Below are 23,604 nucleotides of genomic sequence, written 5' to 3'. Positions count from 1 at the left end.
TGTATAGACACTGCGACCCATTAAGCAACGATATCTAACAAGACATTTCTTATTTATGCCGCTCTAGTCTGCCCTTTGCCTGGAGAGGTACCAGATGCCCAGACTAACAATCCTATCCCAACCATCAAAAAGGCTAACCCTACCCAAGAAGTAGCAGTCAAATTTTCCCCTAACAGAAACACTCCAAACAATGCTGCTGTCAACGGCTCTGCCAAAGCAAGCGTAACCGCGGTGGAGGAGGAAACATGCAGCAAGCCTCTTGCAAAAAGAAAATAAGCCACTCCTGTCGTCATGACACCTAGATATAAGACAATGACCCATCCGCGCACCTCTGCCACCCAAGCCATATCATAGATAAATAAAACAGGTGCTAATAATATGGCACTGAGCGTAAACACTACTGCGATTATGGAGAGCGACGGGAATTTCCCCACCAGGTCCCGACTAACCAATGCATATAGGGCAAACGACAAACCTGCACCTAAGGCCATCAACACCCCAAAAGGATCCATCACGACAGAATTCTTATTCACAAAAAGCATCATACAGCCCATGATAGACAGTAAAGTAGCGCTCCACCAAATTCCACTTGGACGTCTTTTCACAAAGAGCCATTCTAAAAATCCTGAGAACACCGGGGCACTCCCTATCGCAACAACCGTTCCAATGGCCACTCCCGTTACCTTAACGGCAGAGAAAAAAAGCGGTTGAAAAAGGGCCATGCTTATAGCAGCGAGAACGGTTGCCCTCCATGGCCAGTTCTTTAAGCTCCATCCACCAGTCAGAAAAACAAGTACCAATAAAAACGAGCCCCCAACCGCTAAACGGGCAGCCCCTATGGCCACCGGATGTGCCGATTGAGGAGCAAAGGACTGGGCCGTGCCGGTGGTTCCCCAAAGGACGGCAGCAAATAAAATTAGAAAAGGAGCTAATTTCCCCGTCAAAGTCCTCACCTCATAGTAAAAATATAGACACACTGCCTATTCTAAACGGTTTTTATTAATGGGTTGTATTTAACAATTCATATGTATTGTCGCACACTCTATTCCTGCCTGTTCGTTTTGCCTTATATAAACACTCATCAGCAATATATACCATTTCGTTTCTATCACTTACGGTTTCTGGATAAGTTGCTACACCTATAGAAACTGTTATGTTTATTAATTCTGTTTTAGAAACATTAAACTTATATGCTTCTACTGCTTTTCTGATACGTTCCGCTATTTCCATTGCATGAGGATGCGGGCTGTCAGGTAAAATAACCGAAAACTCCTCTCCTCCGTTTCTAGAAACCACATCAAACGAGCGAGTAGTATTTTTAAGAATCTTACCCAATTCTGCTAGAATCATATCGCCTACTGGATGCCCATATGTATCATTGACATGTTTAAAATGGTCGATATCAATGAATAGTAACGATAATTTTTCACCTTTCGTTGTAGCATTATCGATTAGCGAATTCCAAATAGCATCGAACTGTCGGACATTATTTAATCCGGTAAGAAAATCCGTCGTGGATTCTTCTTCATATTTCATCAAGAGATACTGCGTTTTTCGTATATATTCAACAAAGAAGACAGAAGTAAAGCCACCTACAATAGAAATTATCCAATAGGAAGGTATTAAACTTTTTAACACACCGTAATCCTTGACCAGAATGTAAATAAATACACTGAATACTATGTTTGAAAATAGGATCATAGCCAAGCTTTTTTTAAAAGAATGACGACCTATGTTATATTTCACACTTAGTTTGTTTATGAAAACAAAACCTAACATCAAAATTGCCATCATGATGAATGCTGCAACAGCAGAAGTAGTGAACCCAAATATAAATCTACCAATTATTATTAATATTGTACTAATAAGAGCTTGCGGGAGTCCTAAAAACATAATAACCAGCATGACAGGTATGTAACGTAAGTCGACAATTGTTTCCTGCGTTACCTGTATCGAATAATACATCAATATAATACCTAAAAGCCCTCCAGCAACTCCATCTATCAATACGGAGATAAGATAATTTCTTTTTTCTAATTGAATTTTCCACCTTAATTGTAAATAAATAAATATTAATGAAAATAAAACACAAAGATTGAAAAATAAATCATTAAATAAATCTAACAAACACCATTTCCTCCTTTAATCTATGCTAAGTAATCCGCTAATTTATATAATATTCAAACCAACCTCAGTAACCTTAACTATTTTCTATTTAATTCCAATATCTTTTAATAGTATAGCATCAAAATTCTTAGAAATGGATGTTTTGTGGTAAAATTTTTATGTTATTAAGTAAGTTAAATCTTATGTTATTGAAGGCGAATTGGTGTTAGAAGATTCATTCTTTCTTTACCATTTCCTGTAATTATCTACCACCATCTCTACCAATAAATGATAAAATGAAGTGAACCTATTCGACAAGAAAAGGAGCAATTGTTTTAATGGAAACCATTTCAAGTTCATACCACCTACCACTAGTGCTACTTTCCATCATAATAGCCATCATGGCGTCCTACGCAGCACTAGATTTAGGGATTCAAGTCCGTAAAGCGAAATCAATTGTACGATTGGCTTGGGGAAGCGCAGGTGCTTTAGCAATGGGGATGGGTATTTGGGCGATGCATTTTGTCGCTATGCTCGCCTTTCATCTAGACATACCTGTTCACTATGATTATCTTTTGGTTATTGTATCCATTCTGCCGGCTATTCTGTCTTCCGGCATCGCTTTATATATCATCAGCAGAAAAGAAATGAAAAAAGTAGATGTTTTTCTTGGAGCTTTCTTTATTGCAACTGGAATAGTGTCCATGCATTATTCCGGAATGGAAGCCATGATGATGGATGCAGCTATTGTGTATAATCCTTATTTGTTGGCACTCTCTGTACTTATCGCATTTGTTGCATCTGTGGTTGCTATTTATCTTATATCTTTTGTGAGTAAAAACTATCAATCTAAAAAAATATGGTCGAGAAAGTTTTTAAGCTCCCTTATCATGGGTGCAGCAATTTCAGGTATGCATTACACAGGAATGGCTGCAGCAAGCTACGAGCCTCATTCTCACCAAACGCATGGATATGATGCCTTTAACAGTATCTATTTGGCCTATGGAATAGCACTTATCATTCTTATCTTACTAGGATTTGTGTTTGTAAGTGTGTTAATTGATCGCCGTTTTGAGAATCAATCCATTATTTCTGAGAGAAGATTCTTATCCGTTATTGAATCGGCTAATGATGCCATTATCATTTCTGATAGCACTAGTACTATTATCTCCTGGAATAATGGAGCAGAGAACATATTCGGTTTTACGAAAAAGGAAGTAGTCGGCCAAAAGCTTCAAACCATCATTCCAAAGAGATACCAGCAGGCACATCGAAAAGGGATGGACCGTTACATAGCTACTGGGGAACCGAAAGTAATTGGAAAAACAGTGGAATTAGAAGCCGTGAAGAAAGATGGAAGTGAAATCCCGATTGAGTTATCACTTGCTGCCTGGAAAGAAAGTGATGCGATTTATTTTAGCAGTATTATCAGAGATATTACGGATAGAAAAAGAAATGAGAAGAAAATCAATCAAATGGTGTATTTAGACCCGCTAACAGGCCTTCCAAACCGACTTTTATTAAACGACCGCTTATCATTAGCAATGGACCAAGCTGATCAAAACAAACATTCTTTGAGCATCATGTTCATTGACCTAGACCGTTTTAAATATATTAATGACACACTTGGCCATGCAGTTGGAGATCAGCTGTTAATTGAGGTGGCAAACCGTATTCAGTCCTTTTTAGGAAGACACGAAACGTTATCCAGACAAGGTGGGGATGAATTTATTGTATTGCTCCCACAAACAACTGCTTCTGAGGTGACCAAGCGGGCAAAAGCTATTGTAGACGCTCTTAATAAATCATTGATAGTAGACGAGCAAGAATTATTTATCACCCCCTCCATTGGGATTACCATGTATCCTACAGATGGAAAGGACATCGATACTTTAATAAAAAATGCCGATACCGCCATGTACCAAGTAAAGGAGCGCGGTAAAAACAATTTTCAATTTTACACACCAGAAATGAATGAAGCTGTTTCTAGAAAAATGCAGTTGGAAATTGGTTTACGAAAAGCACTGGAACGCCATGAATTTACGGTTGCCTATCAACCGCAAATAGACGTAAACTCTAATCAAATCATTGGTGCGGAAGCACTCCTTCGCTGGAATCATCCAGAGTGGGGCAGTATCTCACCTGCTGAATTCATTCCAATTGCTGAAGAAACGGGACTTATCCTCCAAATTGGCGAATGGATTCTAAAAGAGGCGTGCATGCAAAATAAGCGATGGCAAGACCAAGGCTATAAACCTCTCAGGATAGCGGTCAATATCTCCTCTCGCCAATTTCAACAAAGTGACTTACTTGATCGAGTAAAAAACATCCTGAAAGAAACAGGTTTAGAATCACACTATCTGGAGCTAGAACTTACAGAGAGTATTATCCAAGATTCCAAACATGCCGTAGCCAAAATGCAACAACTGAAAAAAATGGGGATACATTTATCTATCGATGACTTTGGAACAGGATATTCCTCCTTAAACTATCTAAAGACATTCCCAATTCATACTCTAAAAATTGACCAAAGCTTCACTAGAAATATTTATGCAGATCCAAAGGATGCTTCTTTAGTAGAAACCATCATTACAATGGCGCACAACTTAAATTTAAAAGTAATAGCAGAAGGAGTAGAGACAGAAGACCAACTCAGATTCCTACAGCAACATCACTGCAATGAAGCACAAGGCTATTATTTTAGCAGACCAATATCCGCCGATGAGATGAGCGGGATGTTGGAAGGCAATGCTATTAAAATTTAATACTACAAAACGTGTTACGTCTAGGGTGGCGTAACACGTTTTGTTTACAAAGAGAAAGACTGTCCAATCCTCCTCCCAAAAACCACCTATCACCGCGACTGGAATTCACTCGCACCTATTCCTTTCATTCTAACTCGCCAAAATAATTTTCGCCCATTAGGCAAGAATAAAATTGTATTTTATAACTGGTAAGAAACGAGTGAATGGTGAATGTTCTTAAAGTATAAAAGTTTTTTTGCAATACTTGCTCAATGGGGCTTTTTTGGAAGCATAATTGGTTTAATGGTGGGCTCGATCACTACTTTCCTTTTAAAAACGAATGATTATCTCGGAGATGTACGATTACAAAACGATTGGCTGATCCTCCTTCTTCCCTTTGGAGGTATCATCATCGGTTACCTTTATATGAATTATGGAAAGGTTTTTCTACATCATACGGTAAATGACATAGCCGAATTGAATAACTTGGTAATAGACGCTGTACATGGCGAAAAAAAAGTGCCTGTGAGGATGGGGCCAATTGTCTATATTGGGACTTTTATTACGGTCATCTTGGGGGGCTCAACAGGAAGAGAAGGGGCAGCTATTCAAATGGGGAGCAGTGTAGCCTCGGCAGTCAACAACTTCTTTAAAGTAAACAAATTGGATACCAAAATGATCATCATGAGCGGAATAAGTGCTGGCTTTGGTGCTGCCTTTGGGGCACCCATAACTGGTGTTGTTTTCGGGATGGAAATGGCCGCATTAGGAAAATTAAAATTTGAAGCAGTGGTTCCATGCCTAACGTCTAGCTTTGTTGCACACTTTATCACAACGGGTGCTTGGGGACATAAACACGAGGAATTCATCATCCAAAGCGTACCAGAAATATCGTTTATTACGTTTATGAAAGTGATACTTCTATCCGTGATCTTTTGTCTGGTCAGCGTTTTATATTGTCAGTTGCGGCACGAAATACAACATTTCTCTGAGAAGTTGTTTAAGAAGAACCATATGAAGAGGGCCTTTTTTGGAGGAATCTTAGTAGTAGCCATTACATTAATGATTGGTTCCCAAGACTACAACGGTCGCGGAATTGAGATGCTAGAGCTATCCTTCAGAGAAGAAGTCCCTCCCTTTTCTTTCCTAGCGAAGCTTGCTTTGACTGCGATTACGCTTGGTAGCGGCTTTGTCGGCGGGGAAGCCATTCCTTTATTCTTTATGGGCGCAACATTAGGAAATGCCTTACATACTTTTGTTGATTTACCCCTGTCCTTTGTCGCTGCATTAGGATTAATTGCCGCTTTTAGTGCAGGAACTAATACTCCGCTGGCAGCATTCCTTTTGGCAATGGAGATGTTTAACGGAAAGGGTTTAGAATACTTTTTTGTTGCCTGTTTCATCAGCTATCTATTTTCAGGACATCACGGACTATGGCCTTCCCAAAAGATATATGAACCGAAAAGCAGGTTATATCAACTGCCTCCAGGAGAAACCATTAAAAAGGCAGAAAAGAAATAAAGTGTTACGTCTTGGAGGCGTAACACTTTTAACGTTGAGATTGGGAAAAGTCGGATCGTCAGGGGGGTGTTTGGCCCGTCTACTTATCCAAAAGCTTATACTTCTCCTTGAGCGGAATCGGTGCCATCTTTACTATCCTCTCCAACAAAAACGTCACAACCATCACATCATCCAACACACCGAAAAACAGAAGATAATCAGGAATGAGATCAAAAGGGAAAATCAAATACACCACGAGAAGCACCACACCAACAATCTTTTTAGTCCCTGTTACTTCGTTTGACCTGAAATAATCTATCAGGAAAGGAATGAACCTCCAAAAGGTGAAGATAAACTTTAAACGTCTGATAAACTTTCGCATGCAGCTTCCTCCTTGGATTGGAAGGGACAGTTTAAACTGTATACAGGCTGACGGCCCTGTCCTCTTAACCCTATTTCCATCTCTCCAATTTATGAAGATTTTTCACATAAAATCCTGCTAAAAACTTAGGAAACCCCATTTCTATGCATTTAGCTTTTACAAATTGTTTCATTTCATCTACAGAAATATTCTTTTGCGTGAACTCGCCGTCTTGATAACAATGCTTGCAGTACATGGAGCTTTTGTCTAAGTTCACTTCTGTACCCCGGTCTTCGCTTTTTTTCAATGGCATGGCGCAACTTTGACACTTTTTATATTCTTTCATTGCTATCACACCTCTACTGTTTTATAAATTTTTTTAACTCTCTTTAATTGAGGTGCTGTTAAATATTTTTCTCTCTTTTGTAACACAGCCACAAACTCCTCTTTGTTATTATCATCAACTGCAATCAATGTGCTTTCAGCATGCTGTGGAATTTCCTTTGGCCGGCAATTCTCTAAGTGTTGCAGCAAAAAAGGAAAGATAACGTTACAATTTTCTTTATTTACTTTTGCAAGTTTAGCAAGGGTCAGCACACCTTTATCCACTGTAATAACGGATCCGTTTTTCATGGCACGTATAACACTTTTATGATTCTCCATAATCGTATCCGATGCCACCTCTGCAATGGTTGTCAGAGCTGACATAGCCCCCCACACTAAACGATTATGGCGACTCGTAAGCAGTTCAAGAAAGATTGGTGCATACTTACTAATAAGTGCTGGTTTAACTTGTCCAATTTCATATGCCACCTTAATACAATCATGCGATATCTTCTTGTCTTTGTTTGATAGGTTCACCACTATCTCTTCTATTCCCTCGAGATTTTCTTCGTTTGCTAGCATATGTGCAAGTTCAATGTTCGGCTCTTCATCATTACGATCTTGCTGTGAAGCTAATAAGTGCAATACGCTCATGACTTCCCTTCCTTTCGAAAAATCTCTTTTCGTAACCTTTCTTTCATTATGATGAGATATGCTTCAGAAAGTAAAGATAACTTTGTTTGAAACGAAGCTTGAACTGCGTTTACTTACCAATTACAGGAGTGTTTTTTGTCAAAAAATAAGATGACCTTTTGTGAGGTCACCGCAGCGTTAAAGTATAGTTCATTTAAGAGGTTTTTATAAAAGTTCGTGCCAAAATACATTTTTCCATGAAGGTTGGAGTGGAGTCAGTCGAATGGAACGTCCCCTCGCACGAATCTTACTTATATTTCCGCAACAACTCTTCTGGAATATGGCAATAATCATCCGGACATCTAGCTAACCTGTCTTGATGCTCTTCAGCGCTTCTCACATAGTTTGAGAGAGGTAAAACTTCCACAACAATCTGGTCCCAATCGCTTCGATTACGAATAAACGCTCGTGCTGCTTCCAAATGTTTAGGATTTTCACTATACACTCCCGTTCTGTATTTCTCCCCCACATCCTGACCTTGTTGATTCAAACTATACGGATCAATAATCTCAAAGAAGTATTCCATTAATCTCGTTACATTTACAAGATCCGGATCAAACTCCGTTTTTACACACTCCGCATACCCATCATACTTTCCCTCAAGGGTATGACCTGTGCCATTCGCTCTTCCCGCTTCCGTTAACATAACACCAGGCAACGTCTTTATATATGCCTGCACGCCCCAAAGACATCCACCAGCGAAATAAATTACTTCCATGTTGTCTCCCCCTCATGATTAAAGGGACAAGTATCATAAACCTTTTTTTCTCTTGTCCAATTCATTAAAGTTTTACCTACTTAATTATTAAGATAGCATTCAAGCAGTAGTGAAATATACAGGTTTTATAAAATCCTAGAGCCACCTTTCACTAAACAAGATATGGAAAGGAAAATTCTCTTTTCTGGTATAGAAATTAACACGTTTACCTTCATATTCCTTTATGTCACTATTTTCTCTATAATAATCCTATATCTCAAAGGTAGATTATGAGATATATTGGTATTATTAGGGCTGACTAGAATTTAAAATAAACTATTGTAAGACTACTTGGATGAGAGCATTCTCCATGGCAAACATAAAGCTGTTAAGAAGCTTGATTGTCTTTTTTAGTAAGTATATCACTAGCAGTGTATTTTGTTTCTAATGAATTAGATGAAATGACTGACTCTATAACTTCTTATGACACTTATCGTGCAGGTACTGACTGTAAAATGCCAAGATCTATGGATGGAGAGGGTACATGATTCTACAAGAAATTCAAGGAGATAACGTTTAAATTTCACTGAGGAGCCGTTTCATTTGAAAAAAGGGAGGATAAGGTACGTGAGGAAACACTATATAGATGGTATAAGGATAGTAGCCATACTATTGCTCATTCCATTTCACACCGCAAGAATCTATGATTATTACCCGTTCTACATAAAAGATGATCAAAGCATGATCCTTCAATTGTTTGCTATTTTTTTGTCACAATGGCGGATGCCAATTCTTTTTTTGGTTTCTGGTGTCGGAACCTATTTTATACTACGTTCTAGAAGCAACAGAGCCTTTATCCATGACCGACTAAAACGATTGCTCATTCCCTTTATCTTTGCTGTATTGGTAATCGTTCCCCCTCAAGGATATTATGCCGCCTTAAGTAAAGGAATCATTCCTGCTACTACAAGTTATTGGGAGTATTATCCCACCTTCTTTACCTTTGATCTTTCTCAAATTGACGGATTTACTGGTACGTTTACGCCGGCCCACATGTGGTTCATTTTATTTTTAGTCGTGTTTTCGCTAATAAGCATAGCGGTCTTTCGTTTTATACAAAAAAAGGAAAGTATGATAACGTCTTCTACCCCTTCATGGCTTTTATACGTATTGATTATCCCTATTTTCATTACGGATATTGCCTTATTAGGCATGGAATTTAACCCATTCTACTATTTTACTTTTTTTCTCTATGGTGCATGCATCGTAAAAGAAACAGAGTTAGAGCGCATGATGGTGAAAGAACGAGGTCGCCTATTGATCCTTGCGATCGTAGGCATGAGTGCTGTGTTATTCCTCTATTGGCAACACATCACAAACGGCTTTGATACTCCACTCGTATTATTCACCTTGCTACAGTCCATCACCACCTTTGCATGGATGTTTGCCATTCTTGCTTATTTCAAAACGTATATAAACAAAAAGAATAACTGGATTTCATCTGTGAATAAGAAGGTGTTTACCATTTATATACTTCATCAAACGCTGATTGTGGTAATCGGGTTCTATATGCAAGAATTATCTATTTCTATATGGTCTCAATTTATTCTCATTAACCTATTAACGTTCCTCTCTATTGTTTTAATCTTTTTTATTTTCATCAAACGCTTTGCCGTTGTAAAAACTTTATTGGGGGCGAAGTAAAGACCGCCAATTCTTGCATTCTATAGGAAAAAAATGGCCCTTAGAGGGCCATTTTTTATTTCCATTATTACTTCAAAAGCGATTTCAATTTTCCTGTCGCTTCATCCGTATTCCTAATAAACGAACTAACATATCGCAATAAGAAAAAGGCCCGTTTTTATATGCAAGTCAATGAATGCCCTATCAAACTCTCTCAACATGCATATGATATCTATGAATCTATGAAAATAATAAGGAGGTTTAAGAGATGGATGAAAATATTGTAACATCTATCAAGAATAGCTTATTGGGGAATATCTGTAACATCCCTCATTTAGGCGGGCATTTAATAACCATTGTCGATGAAGAAGGCAGAAGTAGAACATCGCTTGCAAGCCAAGAGGTTTTAAGACCTGGAGAGATTGGCGTTGTGTTTTGCTTGCCTATTTTTGGGGCTCCAACGAGAAGATTACCAGACGTAAACTTATGTGGAGAAGAGTATGTTAGAATCTTTTGCGGCTTAACCACATTGGATGTATATTGCGAAAGAAGAGTAAGTGGCCCGCCAACACAAACGGTATCAATGAGGCCAGGAGAATTTGTCGTCATTACATGTGACCGCTGATTCTAAGTTCAAACACAGAGGGACGGTTTTACTGCTAGGGTAGCAGCTAACCGTCCCTTTTGTACTTATCAAACTTTCTTTTTGTTTAGATATAGTAAACTTCCTAAAGAAACATTAACTTCAGCTTAGTTTCACAGTCAAATCAATAAGTAAACCTCCGTGTAGACCAATGCTTATATATCCCATGATGATCCTGTCCCCTTATCTTACCTTTTCGATTTCATCAAAAGATAGATAAAGTATGGTGCACCAAGGGTTGCTGTAAAGACCCCTGCAGGTACAATGGAAGGTAAGAACATGGTCCGTCCAATTAAATCTGCCACCATTACAAGGATGGCACCGATAAAAGCTGCGACTGGAAGTAGTGCTCCGTACGAGGAACCTACCAGTTTGCGGGCAATATGTGGTGCCATCAGTCCGACAAATCCTATACCACCAGCAAACGCAACTGATACACCTACTAATCCTGTACTAATCATGAGTAGCAGGAAATGTTGACGTTGTACCGCGCTTCCTACGTTAGTAGCTATATCTTCCCCTAAGGACTGAACATTTACATTCCGCGCGGAGAGGAAAGCCAAAATTAGGAGGATTACGGTGACAGGAAGAAGCACGTTTACATCCTCCCATGTGATACTATTAACGCTACCTGTAATCCATATGTTCGCTTGACTAGCCATATAAATGGGACCTAGCACCATAAACGTGGTCGTTCCCGCCTGCATCAATGCAGATATCCCTATTCCAATAAGGATCAGTCGAACGGGAGTTACCCCGTCTTTCCAGGAAAGGAAATAGACTGCAATCGCTACTAGAGAAGCTCCAAGAAAAGCGGCAACAGGCAGCCATTTGATGCTGACGAATAAAGAGTAATTATCGTCGCTAAAAAGCCAGAGAAAGGCGACAACGGCCATTGCGGCACCTGCGGTTACACCTATTGTGTCCGGAGCAGCGAGGCTGTTCCGGATCATTCCTTGCAAAATTCCCCCTGCTACCGCTAATGCCATTCCGACTAACACAGAGGCAATGATTCTCGGTAATCTAAATTCAAAGACAACGAGCTGCTCGAGCTCTGATCCTCCTCCAAAAAATAAATTTACAACCGTAAAAGGATGGATGCGAAGATCTCCTAATCCAACACTCACAATAAAAATAATACACGTGATCATGACAAGTATTCCAAGTTTTAAAAGTGCATTTTGATCTAAAAGCAGGGATACCTTGTCCTTACCAATCCGAAAACTACGATATCCCTTCATCCTTTGTTAAACCCCTTCCTTGCTATGTATATAAAATACGGTGTCCCGATAAATGCGGTCATGACACCTACTGGCACCTCTTGTGGCATGACAATATACCTTGCTCCTATGTCAGCTGCCAAGAGAAGAACGCCACCTAGTAAACCAGCAAAAGGTACGAGCCATCTATGATCAGTACCAATAATACGACGCGCAATATGAGGTATGACCATTCCAACGAACCCGATAGGTCCTGCCACGGCAACCGATCCACCAGCAAGTAGAATGACAAGAACACCTACTAGTAGTTTCAAGATTCCAACCTTGACCCCAAGGCCTTTTGCGACATCATCTCCCATTGCCAACACATTCATCATCGGGGTTAGGATCAGCGCCAACACCCATCCACCTAATAAATAGGGAAAGACAGATGCCAATACTTCCAGCTTTCTCCCTTGAATTGATCCAGATAGCCAAAATAAGACTTCATCTAGTGCAGCTTCATTCGTCACTAATATGCCTTGTGTAAAAGAGGAAAAAAGTGCAGTAATCGCAGCCCCAGCAAGGGTTATTTTCATAGGGGTCAATTCTTGTCTTCCTATTCCCCCAATAAAATATACTGCTAATGCAGCAACGGCAGCTCCCAAAAAGGATACCCATGTGAAAATATTCAAGTTTGCCACGTTAAAGAAGGAAATGACAAACACTACCGCAAAACTTGCCCCTGCATTGATCCCAAGTATGCCAGGAGATGCCAAAGGGTTCTTCGTCAAGGTTTGCATATACACACCCGCCATAGCCAGAGAGGCGCCAACACATGCGGCAATTAGCGCTCTTGGCAAGCGGACCGATTGAATAATGATATGCTCATTACTTCCATTAAAGGCGGTAAATGCTTCATAAGCTAACTTAACCGTTGTATCTGTATACCCTAAGACAATGCTCATCCCCATTAACAAGAGGAGCAGGAAAGTTACTACTATAAATTTCATTATACTTTTCCAATCAACTATTCTACTCACTTTTTCTACCATCCTAATTTATGTCTATTACCAGTTTAGAAGATATTAAAAAAAGCGTCAATGATAATGAGAATTATTTTCAATTTAATATTGACAGTAAATTGATCTTCCCATATTATAGTGAATGTGATAAGTAGTTGATAATGATTATCAACATTATTTATACATAATTAGCACAGGGGGATAAAAGAAATGAAAAGAAAATTTTGGTCATTAGCTATAGCAATGTTAACACTATTAGTGTTGGCTGCTTGCGGTAATACGAATAACAACGCTTCAAACAATTCATCAAACAATTCTAATGAAGCAACGGAAGCAACAACAGAACCTACTAACTATACAGTCGAACATGCGATGGGTACGACGGAATTAGAGAAAACTCCAGAGCGTGTAGTTATCTTAACGAACGAAGGAACTGAAGCATTATTGGCACTTGATGTAAAACCCATAGGTGCTGTAATGTCTTGGGATCAAGATCCTTGGTATGAGCACATCAGCGCGGACATGGAAGGCGTTGAAGTTGTTGGGGATGAAATCGAAGTAAACATTGAGAAAATTGCAGAATTAAAACCAGATTTAATCATCGGTAACAAAGTCCGCCAAGAAGCAATGTACGATCAATTAAATGCAATTGCTCCAACTGTCTTCGCTGAGGACCTGGCTGGTGATTGGAAAATTAACTTTGAATTATATGCTAAAGCTTTGAATCAAGAAGAAAAAGGAAAAGAAGTAATTGCTGCATATGATAAGAAAGTGGAAGATCTAAAAGCAAAGCTTGGAGATAAAGTAAACCAAGAAGTTTCTGTAGTTCGTTTCAGCTCTCGTCCAACACGTATTTACTGGACTGATTCTTTCTCTGGAGTTGTTCTTGACCAAATTGGTTTCAAACGTGCGGCACACCAAGAAGAACTATTTACAGCAGACAACAAAATGGGTAACTTTGCTGTAGAAGTAGACAAAGAATTGATTCCTAAAATGGATGCAGATAAACTATTTTACTTCACATATGCAGATTCAGTTGCAATAGAAGAAGAATGGACCAACGATCCACTTTGGCAAAACCTAACTGCTGCTAAAGAAGGAAATGCGCACAAAGTAAGTGACATCATCTGGAACACTGCTGGTGGTGTAAAAGCTGCAAATCTCATGCTAGATGAGATTGAAGAAATCTTCTCAGCTGAATAATGATTAAGTAAGGTACGGGTTTTCCCCCCGTACTTTTTTTTATGCCCTTGGTTGTAAAAACCCATGCTATAATAAATCTAACTATTCAAAAATATCAAAATGCTTATCGGGTAGTTGTAAGCGCTTTTATAAAAAGGGGGTTAGGCTTTGGAGGTTGTAATAAAGAAAAAGTTTCGAATATGGCCTAGAAAAAAACGATGGCAAGTCACTATATCGGTAGCATTAATCATTCTATTTCTTGCTATTGTGGCATTTAGTTACTTGTTTTGGCTTCTAAATAAGAGTGTACCGCAAACAGAAGGGAAGATTGAAGTAAGTGGACTAATAGAAGTAGTTAGCGTCTACCGGGATGAGGCAGGTACCCCTCATATCGAAGCAAAAAATCAGCATGACCTATTCTTTACACAAGGTTATGTAACAGCACAAGATCGAATTTTTCAAATGGATTTAAGTAGAAGACAAGCATCCGGTATGTTAAGTGAGATTGTAGGCAAACAAGCACTTGAGCGGGATAAATTTTTTAGAACATTAGGATTAAGAAGAGCTGCAGAAAAGTCGCTCGATCTTTATTCTGAAGAAGCAAGGAACGCATTAGCCTCCTATGCAAAAGGAGTGAATCAGTATATTAAACAGGCGAAAACAGCCAAAACCCTACCTATTGAATTTACAATATTGGGGTATGAACCAGAAGAGTGGTCTGAACTGGATTCTCTTACGATTGGAAAATACATGGCCTTTGACCTTGGAGGGCATTGGGAAGGGCAAGCGTTTCGTCATCATCTCATTCAAAACTTCCCTGAGGACAAAGCGCTAGAACTTTTTCCAAGCTATCCGGAAGATGGTCCTACCATTATCCAAGCAGTAAAAGACTCTACCATTGATATTGGAAAAAGCTTTGCAGGAGCGGTTATCCCACACGAATTTAATGGGAGTAATAATTGGGTAGTAAGTGGTGAAAGATCTGAATCCGGCTTCCCGATATTAGCAGATGACCCTCATCTTGGACTGGCAACTCCTGCAATATGGTATGAAACTCATTTGCAATCCCCAGACATTAACGTTAGTGGTGTCATTTTTGCAGGAATTCCCGGTATTATACTTGGCCGAAATGAAGCAATCTCTTGGGGTGTGACGAACGTTGGACCGGACGTACAGGATCTCTACATAGAAAAACGCAATCCAGATAACAAGCATGAATTCTTGTATAACGACAAATGGGAGCCAGCTGAAATAATAGAGGAAAAGATTTTTATTAAAGATGAAAATCCACTAGATTATGAGGTAGTAGTGACAAGACACGGCCCCATTATGTCTGAGTTCGCACATTACGAAGAAGCGAATACCGCACTTGCTATGAAATGGACGGCACTAGAACCTTCCACGGAGCTCGAAGCTGTGCTCAAATTTAGCAAAGCAACCAACTGGGAGGAGTTTAAAGAAGCTTTAACATACTTTCACACACCAGCGCAGAATTTCGTCTTTGCTTCTACAGATGGAACGATAGCATACCGCGCGAATGGACTTATTCCCATTCGAAAGAAAGGAGATAGCTTACTTCCGGTACCAGGTTGGACGGATGAATATGAATGGGAAGGATATATACCGTGGGATGAGCTTCCAACCGTTGTAAACCCCAAAGAAGGTTACATTGCAACAGCAAACTACAAAGTGGCGGGAGAGGAGTATCCGTACCATATTTCGAACATTTGGGCTCAACCATACCGTCAGCAAAGAATTCAAGACGTTCTAGAATCTAAAGAGAAGTTAAATGTAGATGACATGATGCAACTTCAATTCGACCATTATAATCTCCAAGCCGAAGAGTTTGTCCCTATACTATTAAAGAATACAGATGTTTCTAAACTTAGAGAAATGGATAGAGAGGCTATTGAAACATTTAAAAATTGGGAGTTCACAGATAGCACTGATTTAGCTGCTCCCCTACTCTTCCACTTTTGGATGGAAGAGATCGCTAACTTGTTGTTTCATGATGAGATTAGTGAAGACGTGCTAAAACTCTTTGCAGGAAAAGGAAATGTGGTAGACCAACTGATTCGGGAAGCACATCAAGGAGAGGCAGGAATCTGGATTACGGAAAAAGGCGGTTTACAAAACGTTGTGCAGGAATCTCTAACAAATGCTGTTAATCGAGCGGCTGACTTCCAAGGAGAAAAGCCCGCTAATTGGAAATGGGGAGAAGTGCATGCCGCCGAGTTTTCTCATCCATTGTCGGGAGTGAATCCTTTACACCTCCTCTTCAACCGAAAAGGGTCTATTCCAATGAGAGGAAGTAGGGTGACCGTTGGAGCTGCTGGCTGGAATAGTGAAACTGGAAAAGTAAACCACGGTGCCGCCTGGAGAACAATTGTGGACATGAAAAATCCCCTAGAGAGCTATAATGTTGTCGGTCCAGGTCAGTCAGGGCATGTGATGAGTCCTTGGTATCATGACCAGATGTATGATTGGACGGAAGGAAGATATCATCAGACATTGATGAGTGATGAGTATCGCGAGGAAGCTAAGGTGCTAGTTTTACAGCCAAAATAAATAGTAAAGCATATAGAAAGCGAGTAAACTTAATTATCTAGTTTACTCGCTTTTCTACTATTTATTTTAAAGGCTTTGTTAAACACCGCTGTTTATTTCCGCAAATGGCTTCGCTTTCCTAGGGCCTGACGTGAGCCTCCTCGGCTACGCCTGCGGGGTCTCCACCTAGCGCTATCTCCCTCAGGAGTCCTCGCCTTTTGCTCCAATCAACAGCTAGGTTGCTGCAAAAATCAACAATTTTAATAGCAAAGCATAGGAGCAAAACCTATTCCTTGCCCTGCTGCTGCTCTTCTTTATCCATATTTCTGCTGGTGATCTTTTTTGCTTTTAAGATATTCCTTATCCTCTCTCGCAAGCTTCCATTTTTCCTTGAAAATGGCCGCTGATTCAGCTTTAACGGGGTCAATCTTCCTTTCGTTTACCTTGCCATTCTCGTCATATTTCTTTCCGCCTTTATAATTAGTGTAGCGGCGGGCTCGTGTATAACCCATCTGCAGGAATTTCCTTGCCATGTCCATCCCGACAAAATCATCTTTTTCCTTATAATCAAGAAACATCTGATAGATTTTATCGGATGACTCCTCCGCAATTTCCGGGTTCTTAAAGCGCCAATGCTGCAAGATTTCACTTTTATAAGGTTCCACCAGAAGAACGCCCTGTTCTCCCCTGCCAACCCTATACAGTTCAGGATTCTTACGAAAGTCTATTTTCTCAAAGTCCAAATCATAATCGAAAGCCATAGAGATCATCCTTTTTAGTTGAGGTTTACCCTTGGCAGGCTTTTAGTATGCACAGTGAGTTCCATAGCAACATCTTTCATTGCTAAAAAGGAGAAACAATTCTCTTTCTAACGTCCTTGAATCTCTTTAATTCCTTTCCCACCTAGAAATGCATGACCTGTCTGTATGGTTAAGGCTTTAGAAAAACCGTAACGACTATACACCTTTTCGACTCTTTTCGTGATGGGGTAAATCCAAAGTTTTTCTAATTGAAGGGTTTGGGCTTCTTGTTGAATACGTTGTAGCAATAAACCAATTAACCCTTTACCTCTATAGGCTTCGATGGTCGCGACACTTTCTACGCGCCCTTGATCCTCATGAACAAATAAGCAAGCTGTGGAACACGGCTTTCCATCATACCTTAATAGGAAATGCGTATAACGACTATCGTTAAATTCCGTTTCAAAGGCTTTTTCTCGGACGGATCTCCCTCCAAATTCCTCTATCTGACATTCCACCTCTACCGCTTCTGCATAATTCGTAGCGGTTACCTTCTCAATCGTGATATTTTTATTCACTGTTAATGGGGTCACCTCTCCATCCCATTGCTGAATGAGCTCCGGAAAATCTTCAAACTGAAAGCCCTTCTCTTTTAATAGATGGATAAAGGAGGTCAAAGATTCTATGTTATATAAATAAAATCTAGGTGTAACGTGTATTTGTTTATAAAAAGAAATCACCTCATCGATTATCTTTTCCGGCTGATCTGGTGATTCACTTACCCGGGCATGATTGGCATCATAATAGTCTGGTTGGTCTTCATTCCAGAACATGACACCCCACGGTAAGTCTTTTCTATTAGAAAAAGATTGTAAAAGGGCGAAATTTAGTTCCTCTAACTGCTTGACTACATCCATCTGCTTCCCGCCTATTCCTGATTTTTTACTATTTTCTCCTTTCCACATCCCAACCATAAATCCCTTTATTATTTTTTCGTTTATCTATAATATGACACATTACGACGGAATCGGAGCTAGGGTACCAGAAAACCTTAGCAAAAAAAAGAAGGACAGGTAATTTCATGTACCTGTCCTTGCCTACTCAACCTTTAAATAAGAACTCATTTCCATCTTCGTCGCTAAACTGCACAAACGTACCCCACTGCATTTCTGTTGGTTCCCCTTTAAAACTTACACCGTTTTCTTTCATGGTATTATACGTCTTCATAACATCATCACATTCAAATACAATCGATGCTTTCATATTTTCTGACCCTTGCATCATTTGTATCGGATAGATTACCAGACGCGTTTGAGCACCTTTTGGAGCAACTTCTAACCAAAAAGCTTCAGGTCCCATAGGATGCTCCGCAATAACCTCAAAGCCAACTTTTCTTGTCCAAAATTCCTTCGCTTTTTGCTGGTCTTCCACATATACAGCAACAGTACCTATATTAGTAATCATATTTCTCCTCCTAAATGGTTCGTATTACTAGTATACCTTTTTTACACCTGTTTCTTGGAACAGTACGATATTTTTGGGTCGTTTTATTCTCCAAAAGATAATTTATTGAGTTATTTCCACCATTCCGAATTATTGGTTGTTAACTCTCCGTTTAATAGGATTGTCTCACCAATTCGAGGAGACAAGAGATTAAGATCCGCTTTTTTTGCCTCCGTTACAGCACGTTCAATAGGTTCTGTCCAACCGTGATAAGCAAGAGTAAAAGCTCCCCAATGAATGAGCATCATATCTCCCCCATTTACGTCTAGATGGGCTTGTACCGCTTCTTCAGGTGTCATATGAACCCATGACCAGCGACGGTCATATTGCCCACCTTCCATTAACGAGATAGTAAATGGACCGTATTTTTCTCCAATTTCCTTAAAATGAGCATCATAGCCACCATCTCCACTTGTATAAAAACGGGTCTGTTTCCCATGTATTACCCAACCACCCCACAAAGTCGTATCTCGATTAAACAACCCTCTCCCAGAGAAGTGCTTGGATGGAGTTAAGCTAATCGTCAGACCTTGAAACTCCAATTCATCCCACCAATTAAGCTCTGTTATCTTGTCCTTTGAAACTCCCCAACGAACTAAATGGGCACTTACACCACAAGGAACGAAGAAATGGCCAACCTTATCCTTTAACTTTCGGATAGATGGGTAATCTAAGTGATCATAATGATCATGGCTAATAAAAACAGCATCAATTGGCGGCATTTCCTCCAAAATATGCAGCATATCTTCACTGTACCTTTTACTACCTATAAAAGAAAATGGTGACGCAACGGAACCAAGCATCGGATCCACCAGCATTTTTTTATTGTCAAGACTGATTAAAAAAGCTGAATGCCCAAACCAAGTTACACTATCTGCTTCACTCTTTATTTTGTTCCAATCAATCGGAGAAATCGGCAATGGACCAGCAGGTTTACGATCTTTGGCACCAAAAAAAGAATCTTTCATCATGGAGAAGAAGTCAGATACATTCATTGTCATCTTAGTAGGTACTTGATTAACAAACTTCCCATTCACATAATTATCAAATTTAGTATATTGTTTTTTCTGCTCGCTAGTTGGATTTCCACCGAATACTGGATGGAAGATTATGAACGAGGCTACCACCATTAATATCATGAAAGATATGAACAAATAAATCATTATTTTTTATAGTCCTTCCTCTTATTTCTAAGTAATTATTTATCATAATAGTACCAGATTTGTTAGCATGACATTCATTATACTACGGTTTCTTGGAAGCACCTAAAGAAGAATCCTTAACTTTAACTGTTTGGTGATCAGTATGAATATAAGTTAGATCCTATCATTTTTTGCTATTATATCTACTACATGATATATAAGGTGATCTGTCCCGTTGAAAAAACTAATCTTATTGAAAAAAGATTCTCTAACATGCCTTTCACCACTCTAGAATTGCCTAATTATTTGACAGAAATCTGGGTGGTGACAGACACCTTAATACAAAATAAAATAAGAATATCGTAAATAAAGAGAAAGATGTTACTAAATGAGGTGAGTTATGTTGAATGAGGTGTTAATACCTATAGATAAGAAGTCGAATATGCCACTCTATGAACAAGTTTATAATGGCATCAGGGAAGAAATCCTGAATGGATCCTTGAAGGCTAATCAGAAATTGCCCTCTGTTCGCTATATGTCTTCACTTTTATCAGTAAGCCGAAATACAATAGAGGCTGCGTATGAGAGGCTAGATTCAGAAGGCTATATTTCTAGTAAAAAAAGAAGTGGTTATTACATTCAACAACTCCATACGGATTTATTTGAAGGACAGCTGGTGAACCTTGAAGAAACAGAAGTCAGTAAAGAAGTTGAGCCTTTTTGCGAGATAGAATTTGATTTTTCAGGAAATCGCGTCGACACGAATCATTTTCCTCTATCAGTTTGGAAGCGTATCACTAATCAATGTTTGAAGGAGCAGCATGAAGAAGTTTTCTTCTTTGGTCACCCTCAAGGAGAGGTTGGTCTGAGGAGAGAAATTGCTTCTTATATCAGACAGTCAAGAGGGGTTCAATGTACGGAGGAACAAATAGTTATTGGATCTCATACTCAATATTTACTAAACTTACTCTGTCAGATGATTGGCATTGATGGTCAAACCGTAGCTTTTGAAAACCCTGGGTATTATGCAGCTAGACAGGTATTTGAGTTACTCGGCTACAATGTGCAATTGATTCCAGTAGGAGTTAAAGGAATTGATCTAAAAGCGCTAGAAGATAGCGAGGCCAAATTGGTTTATGTTACACCTAGTCATCAAATTCCGATGGGATATGTGATGCCTGTTAAGCAAAGATTAGAGCTAATTAATTGGGCAATGAATGGTAATCGGTACATTATAGAAGATGACCTGAATAGTGAGTTTCGTTATTATGGTCAGCCAATTCCAGCCCTACAACATCTTGATCAACATGGAAAAGTAATCTATATGGGGACTTTCTTTAAATCGTTACTTCCAAGTATACGTCTTAACTATATGGTGTTGCCTCCAACTCTGGTTAAAATTTATCAAGAACAATTTATCATCTACCAACAAACTACATCACGTATCCTTCAAAAAACAGTTGAAATTTTTATGAAGGAAGGCTATTGGAGTCAGCATATTAAAAGAATGAGGAAACTTTATAAGAAAAGATGTGAATGGACAGTCTCTTGCCTTCACAAATATATGAGTAATAAGGTTGATATATTAGGAGATCAGGCAGGACATCATGTTGTCATTCAGTTGAAAGAAAGAGAAGTTTCTCGGAATCTTCAAGATATTGCTTTACATAATGGTATAAGAATAGATAGTGTGAACATATTTTTGGCTGATAAGCAGATGAATTCGCTATATAATCAAATTTTTATGTTAAGCTTTAGTGCTTTATCGGAAGAAGAAATTCATGCAGGTATTAGGAAATTGAGTAAGGTATGGTTCTCCAACTAATCTGTCCCCTATAAAAAAGATAAATCTGCCCCTGTTAAATGGAGCAGATTTATCTTATTATTATTAAAAATTCAGAATATTAAAAAGGGGGATGGCATATGGCGCTACCAAATCAAGTTTCAACAAATAAGCTAAACATACCACCAAAGAAAACAATTGTTTCTCGCTTTTTAGATCTCGTTGAAAAAGGAGGAAATAAGTTTCCCGATGTGTTAACTTTATTTGCTATCATTACTGGGATAATTTTAGTATCCTCTTTTATTGCTGCGAAGCTTGGAGTGAGCGCGGTTAACCCGGCTACGAATGAAACAATGAATGCAGTGAATCTCCTTAACGGAGATGGAATTAGAAGGATTATGACCGAAATGGTTAGCAACTTTGTTTCCTTTCCACCTCTAGGTCTCGTTCTTGTTATCATGCTTGGAGTAGGTCTAGCTGAGTCAACTGGATTAGTATCTGCATTCATGAGAAGAGTAGTATTTGCTTCACCCAAAAAATTAATTCTACCAACAATCGTATTGATCGCGATCCTAGGAAATGCAGCAGCAGATGCAGCAGTAATCGTTTTGCCGCCAATTGCCGCCTTAATCTATCTGACTCTTGGCAAAAATCCGATAGTTGGGCTAGTGGCCGCATACGCTGCAGTAGCTGGTGGCTTTAGTGCTAACCTTATCATTACGTCATTAGATGTTTTGCTTGCAGGCTTTACAGAGTCCAGTGCTCAAATTATCGATCCATCCTATATAGCAAACCCCGCCATGAATTACTATTTTGTCTTTGCATCTACTTTCGTTTTATTACCAGTTACAATCTGGGTAACAAATAAAATCGTTGAACCGAGACTCGGAACACTTGACACCGTACACACATTGGAAAAACAAGAATTATCCCTTAGTGATTCAGAAAAGAAGGGATTAAAATGGGCATTTATTACAACAATACTGTTTTTACTCGTAATAGTAGCAACCATCATTCCTGAAAACGGGATTCTTCGTAACCAAGAGACTGGAGAAATTATGAATTCACCATTTATGAGCTCTCTTGTTGCCATTATGTTTCTCTTTTTCTTCCTCCCTGCGTTAGCATATGGGATTGGAGCAGGATCTATTAAATCTGATAAAGATGTAGCAGGTCACCTTACAAAGTCTATGTCAGGAATGGGATACTATATTGTTCTAACTTTCATTGCGGCTCAAATGATCACCTATTTTGCATGGAGTAACCTCGGCGCAATTATTGCCATTAACGGAGCAGAATGGCTACAAAGTATTGGACTAACCGGACTTCCACTTTTAATTGGATTCATTCTATTATCTGCATTGATTAATTTAATCGTTGCGAGTTCTTCAGCTAAGTGGGCCATCTTAGGACCGGTTTTTGTACCAATGCTTCTTCTAATGGATTATAGTCCAGCATTTACTCAGCTTGCATATAGAATTGGAGATAGTATCACCAACATGATTACGCCTATGCTTGCCTATTTTGCTATCATTCTAACGTTTGCCAAGAAGTATGACTCCAGAATGGGAGTAGGAACGCTTATATCAGCACTTTTACCCTATTCAATTGCATATATGATTTTTTGGATTTTATTGTTTGTAGTTTGGTATCTACTAGGACTTCCGATTGGTCCAGATACGTATATTAGGGTGAAATAAACATATACTTTGCTCTTATCTAATTCTACTAG

20 protein-coding genes are annotated in these 23,604 nt (G+C 39.1%); 8 read left to right on the top strand and 12 right to left on the bottom strand.

Annotation, left to right across the window (positions count from 1 at the left end):
• Nucleotides 1-53: 53 nt before the first annotated feature.
• A complete protein-coding gene (locus AAV98_RS11390) occupies nucleotides 54-944 on the bottom strand; it encodes an EamA family transporter (protein WP_060665686.1) in 891 nt (296 codons plus the stop codon).
• Between the two features lie 55 nt (nucleotides 945-999).
• A complete protein-coding gene (locus AAV98_RS11385; protein ID WP_060665685.1) occupies nucleotides 1,000-2,127 on the bottom strand; it encodes a GGDEF domain-containing protein in 1,128 nt (375 codons plus the stop codon).
• Nucleotides 2,128-2,444: 317 nt separating this feature from the next.
• Between AAV98_RS11385 and AAV98_RS11380 the strand changes: the two genes are divergently transcribed.
• Both AAV98_RS11380 and AAV98_RS11375 read left to right on the top strand, forming a co-directional pair.
• Nucleotides 2,445-4,871 carry a bifunctional diguanylate cyclase/phosphodiesterase gene (locus AAV98_RS11380; protein ID WP_231687738.1) on the top strand — a complete coding sequence of 809 codons (2,427 nt, stop codon included), beginning with the start codon at nucleotides 2,445-2,447 and terminating at the stop codon, nucleotides 4,869-4,871.
• A 210-nt stretch (nucleotides 4,872-5,081) separates the two neighbouring features.
• Nucleotides 5,082-6,371: a chloride channel protein gene (locus tag AAV98_RS11375; RefSeq protein WP_060665684.1), complete on the top strand. Its 1,290-nt coding sequence runs from the start codon at nucleotides 5,082-5,084 to the stop codon at nucleotides 6,369-6,371.
• Nucleotides 6,372-6,450: 79 nt separating this feature from the next.
• Here AAV98_RS11375 and AAV98_RS11370 read toward each other — a convergent pair whose 3' ends face one another.
• The 4 genes from AAV98_RS11370 to AAV98_RS11355 all read right to left on the bottom strand — a co-directional run bounded on the left by AAV98_RS11370 (nucleotide 6,451) and on the right by AAV98_RS11355 (nucleotide 8,446).
• Nucleotides 6,451-6,732, bottom strand: a complete 282-nt coding sequence (locus AAV98_RS11370; RefSeq protein WP_060665683.1) for a YkvA family protein — start codon at nucleotides 6,730-6,732, stop codon at nucleotides 6,451-6,453.
• 70 nt (nucleotides 6,733-6,802) lie between these two features.
• The gene (locus tag AAV98_RS11365; protein ID WP_060665682.1) at nucleotides 6,803-7,057 is read right to left on the bottom strand and encodes a zinc ribbon domain-containing protein; all 255 of its coding nucleotides are present in this window, start codon (nucleotides 7,055-7,057) and stop codon (nucleotides 6,803-6,805) included.
• Between the two features lie 5 nt (nucleotides 7,058-7,062).
• On the bottom strand, nucleotides 7,063-7,689 hold the full coding sequence (locus tag AAV98_RS11360) for a hypothetical protein (RefSeq protein WP_060665681.1): 627 nt from the start codon (nucleotides 7,687-7,689) through the stop codon (nucleotides 7,063-7,065).
• 286 nt (nucleotides 7,690-7,975) lie between these two features.
• Nucleotides 7,976-8,446, bottom strand: coding sequence for a peptide-methionine (S)-S-oxide reductase (locus tag AAV98_RS11355; RefSeq protein ID WP_060665680.1), 471 nt, complete (start codon nucleotides 8,444-8,446; stop codon nucleotides 7,976-7,978).
• A 606-nt stretch (nucleotides 8,447-9,052) separates the two neighbouring features.
• Here AAV98_RS11355 and AAV98_RS11350 point away from each other — a divergent pair.
• Both AAV98_RS11350 and AAV98_RS11345 read left to right on the top strand, forming a co-directional pair.
• Entirely contained in the window at nucleotides 9,053-10,129 is a 1,077-nt protein-coding gene (locus AAV98_RS11350; RefSeq protein WP_060665679.1) for an acyltransferase family protein, read from the top strand.
• A gap of 247 nt (nucleotides 10,130-10,376) precedes the next feature.
• Nucleotides 10,377-10,733, top strand: coding sequence for a hypothetical protein (locus AAV98_RS11345; RefSeq protein ID WP_060665678.1), 357 nt, complete (start codon nucleotides 10,377-10,379; stop codon nucleotides 10,731-10,733).
• Nucleotides 10,734-10,939: 206 nt separating this feature from the next.
• Here AAV98_RS11345 and AAV98_RS11340 read toward each other — a convergent pair whose 3' ends face one another.
• On the bottom strand, nucleotides 10,940-11,992 hold the full coding sequence (locus tag AAV98_RS11340; protein ID WP_060665677.1) for a FecCD family ABC transporter permease: 1,053 nt from the start codon (nucleotides 11,990-11,992) through the stop codon (nucleotides 10,940-10,942).
• Nucleotides 11,989-12,963, bottom strand: coding sequence for a FecCD family ABC transporter permease (locus AAV98_RS11335; protein ID WP_060665783.1), 975 nt, complete (start codon nucleotides 12,961-12,963; stop codon nucleotides 11,989-11,991). Before AAV98_RS11335 ends, AAV98_RS11340 begins: the two co-directional genes overlap by 4 nt.
• A gap of 222 nt (nucleotides 12,964-13,185) precedes the next feature.
• Between AAV98_RS11335 and AAV98_RS11330 the strand changes: the two genes are divergently transcribed.
• Both AAV98_RS11330 and AAV98_RS11325 read left to right on the top strand, forming a co-directional pair.
• Nucleotides 13,186-14,178, top strand: coding sequence for an ABC transporter substrate-binding protein (locus AAV98_RS11330; RefSeq protein ID WP_060665676.1), 993 nt, complete (start codon nucleotides 13,186-13,188; stop codon nucleotides 14,176-14,178).
• Nucleotides 14,179-14,325: 147 nt separating this feature from the next.
• Nucleotides 14,326-16,725 (top strand): penicillin acylase family protein, encoded by a 2,400-nt coding sequence (locus tag AAV98_RS11325; RefSeq protein ID WP_060665675.1) that lies wholly within the window; start codon nucleotides 14,326-14,328, stop codon nucleotides 16,723-16,725.
• A 293-nt stretch (nucleotides 16,726-17,018) separates the two neighbouring features.
• On the opposite strand, the gene AAV98_RS11320 is transcribed toward AAV98_RS11325, so the two are convergent.
• The 4 genes from AAV98_RS11320 to AAV98_RS11305 form a co-directional block, all read right to left on the bottom strand.
• Nucleotides 17,019-17,465 carry a DUF4385 domain-containing protein gene (locus tag AAV98_RS11320; RefSeq protein WP_060665674.1) on the bottom strand — a complete coding sequence of 149 codons (447 nt, stop codon included), beginning with the start codon at nucleotides 17,463-17,465 and terminating at the stop codon, nucleotides 17,019-17,021.
• 107 nt (nucleotides 17,466-17,572) lie between these two features.
• Nucleotides 17,573-18,361 (bottom strand): GNAT family N-acetyltransferase, encoded by a 789-nt coding sequence (locus AAV98_RS11315; protein ID WP_060665782.1) that lies wholly within the window; start codon nucleotides 18,359-18,361, stop codon nucleotides 17,573-17,575.
• A 184-nt stretch (nucleotides 18,362-18,545) separates the two neighbouring features.
• The gene (locus AAV98_RS11310) at nucleotides 18,546-18,908 is read right to left on the bottom strand and encodes a VOC family protein (RefSeq protein ID WP_060665673.1); all 363 of its coding nucleotides are present in this window, start codon (nucleotides 18,906-18,908) and stop codon (nucleotides 18,546-18,548) included.
• Between the two features lie 110 nt (nucleotides 18,909-19,018).
• A complete protein-coding gene (locus tag AAV98_RS11305) occupies nucleotides 19,019-20,110 on the bottom strand; it encodes an MBL fold metallo-hydrolase (RefSeq protein WP_060665672.1) in 1,092 nt (363 codons plus the stop codon).
• A gap of 379 nt (nucleotides 20,111-20,489) precedes the next feature.
• On the opposite strand from AAV98_RS11305, the gene pdxR reads away from it, so the two are divergent.
• Both pdxR and AAV98_RS11295 read left to right on the top strand, forming a co-directional pair.
• Complete coding sequence (pdxR, locus tag AAV98_RS11300) at nucleotides 20,490-21,914, top strand: MocR-like pyridoxine biosynthesis transcription factor PdxR (RefSeq protein WP_060665671.1); 1,425 nt, start codon at nucleotides 20,490-20,492, stop codon at nucleotides 21,912-21,914.
• Nucleotides 21,915-22,012: 98 nt separating this feature from the next.
• Nucleotides 22,013-23,572, top strand: coding sequence for an AbgT family transporter (locus AAV98_RS11295; RefSeq protein ID WP_060665670.1), 1,560 nt, complete (start codon nucleotides 22,013-22,015; stop codon nucleotides 23,570-23,572).
• The last annotated feature ends 32 nt before the right edge of the window (nucleotides 23,573-23,604 follow it).

The organism is Bacillus sp. CHD6a (genome assembly GCF_001293645.1).
Lineage (GTDB): Bacteria > Bacillota > Bacilli > Bacillales > Bacillaceae_I > Sutcliffiella_A.
Note: the sequence above shows the minus strand (reverse complement) of the source record. Positions and strands in the feature narration are given on the sequence as shown.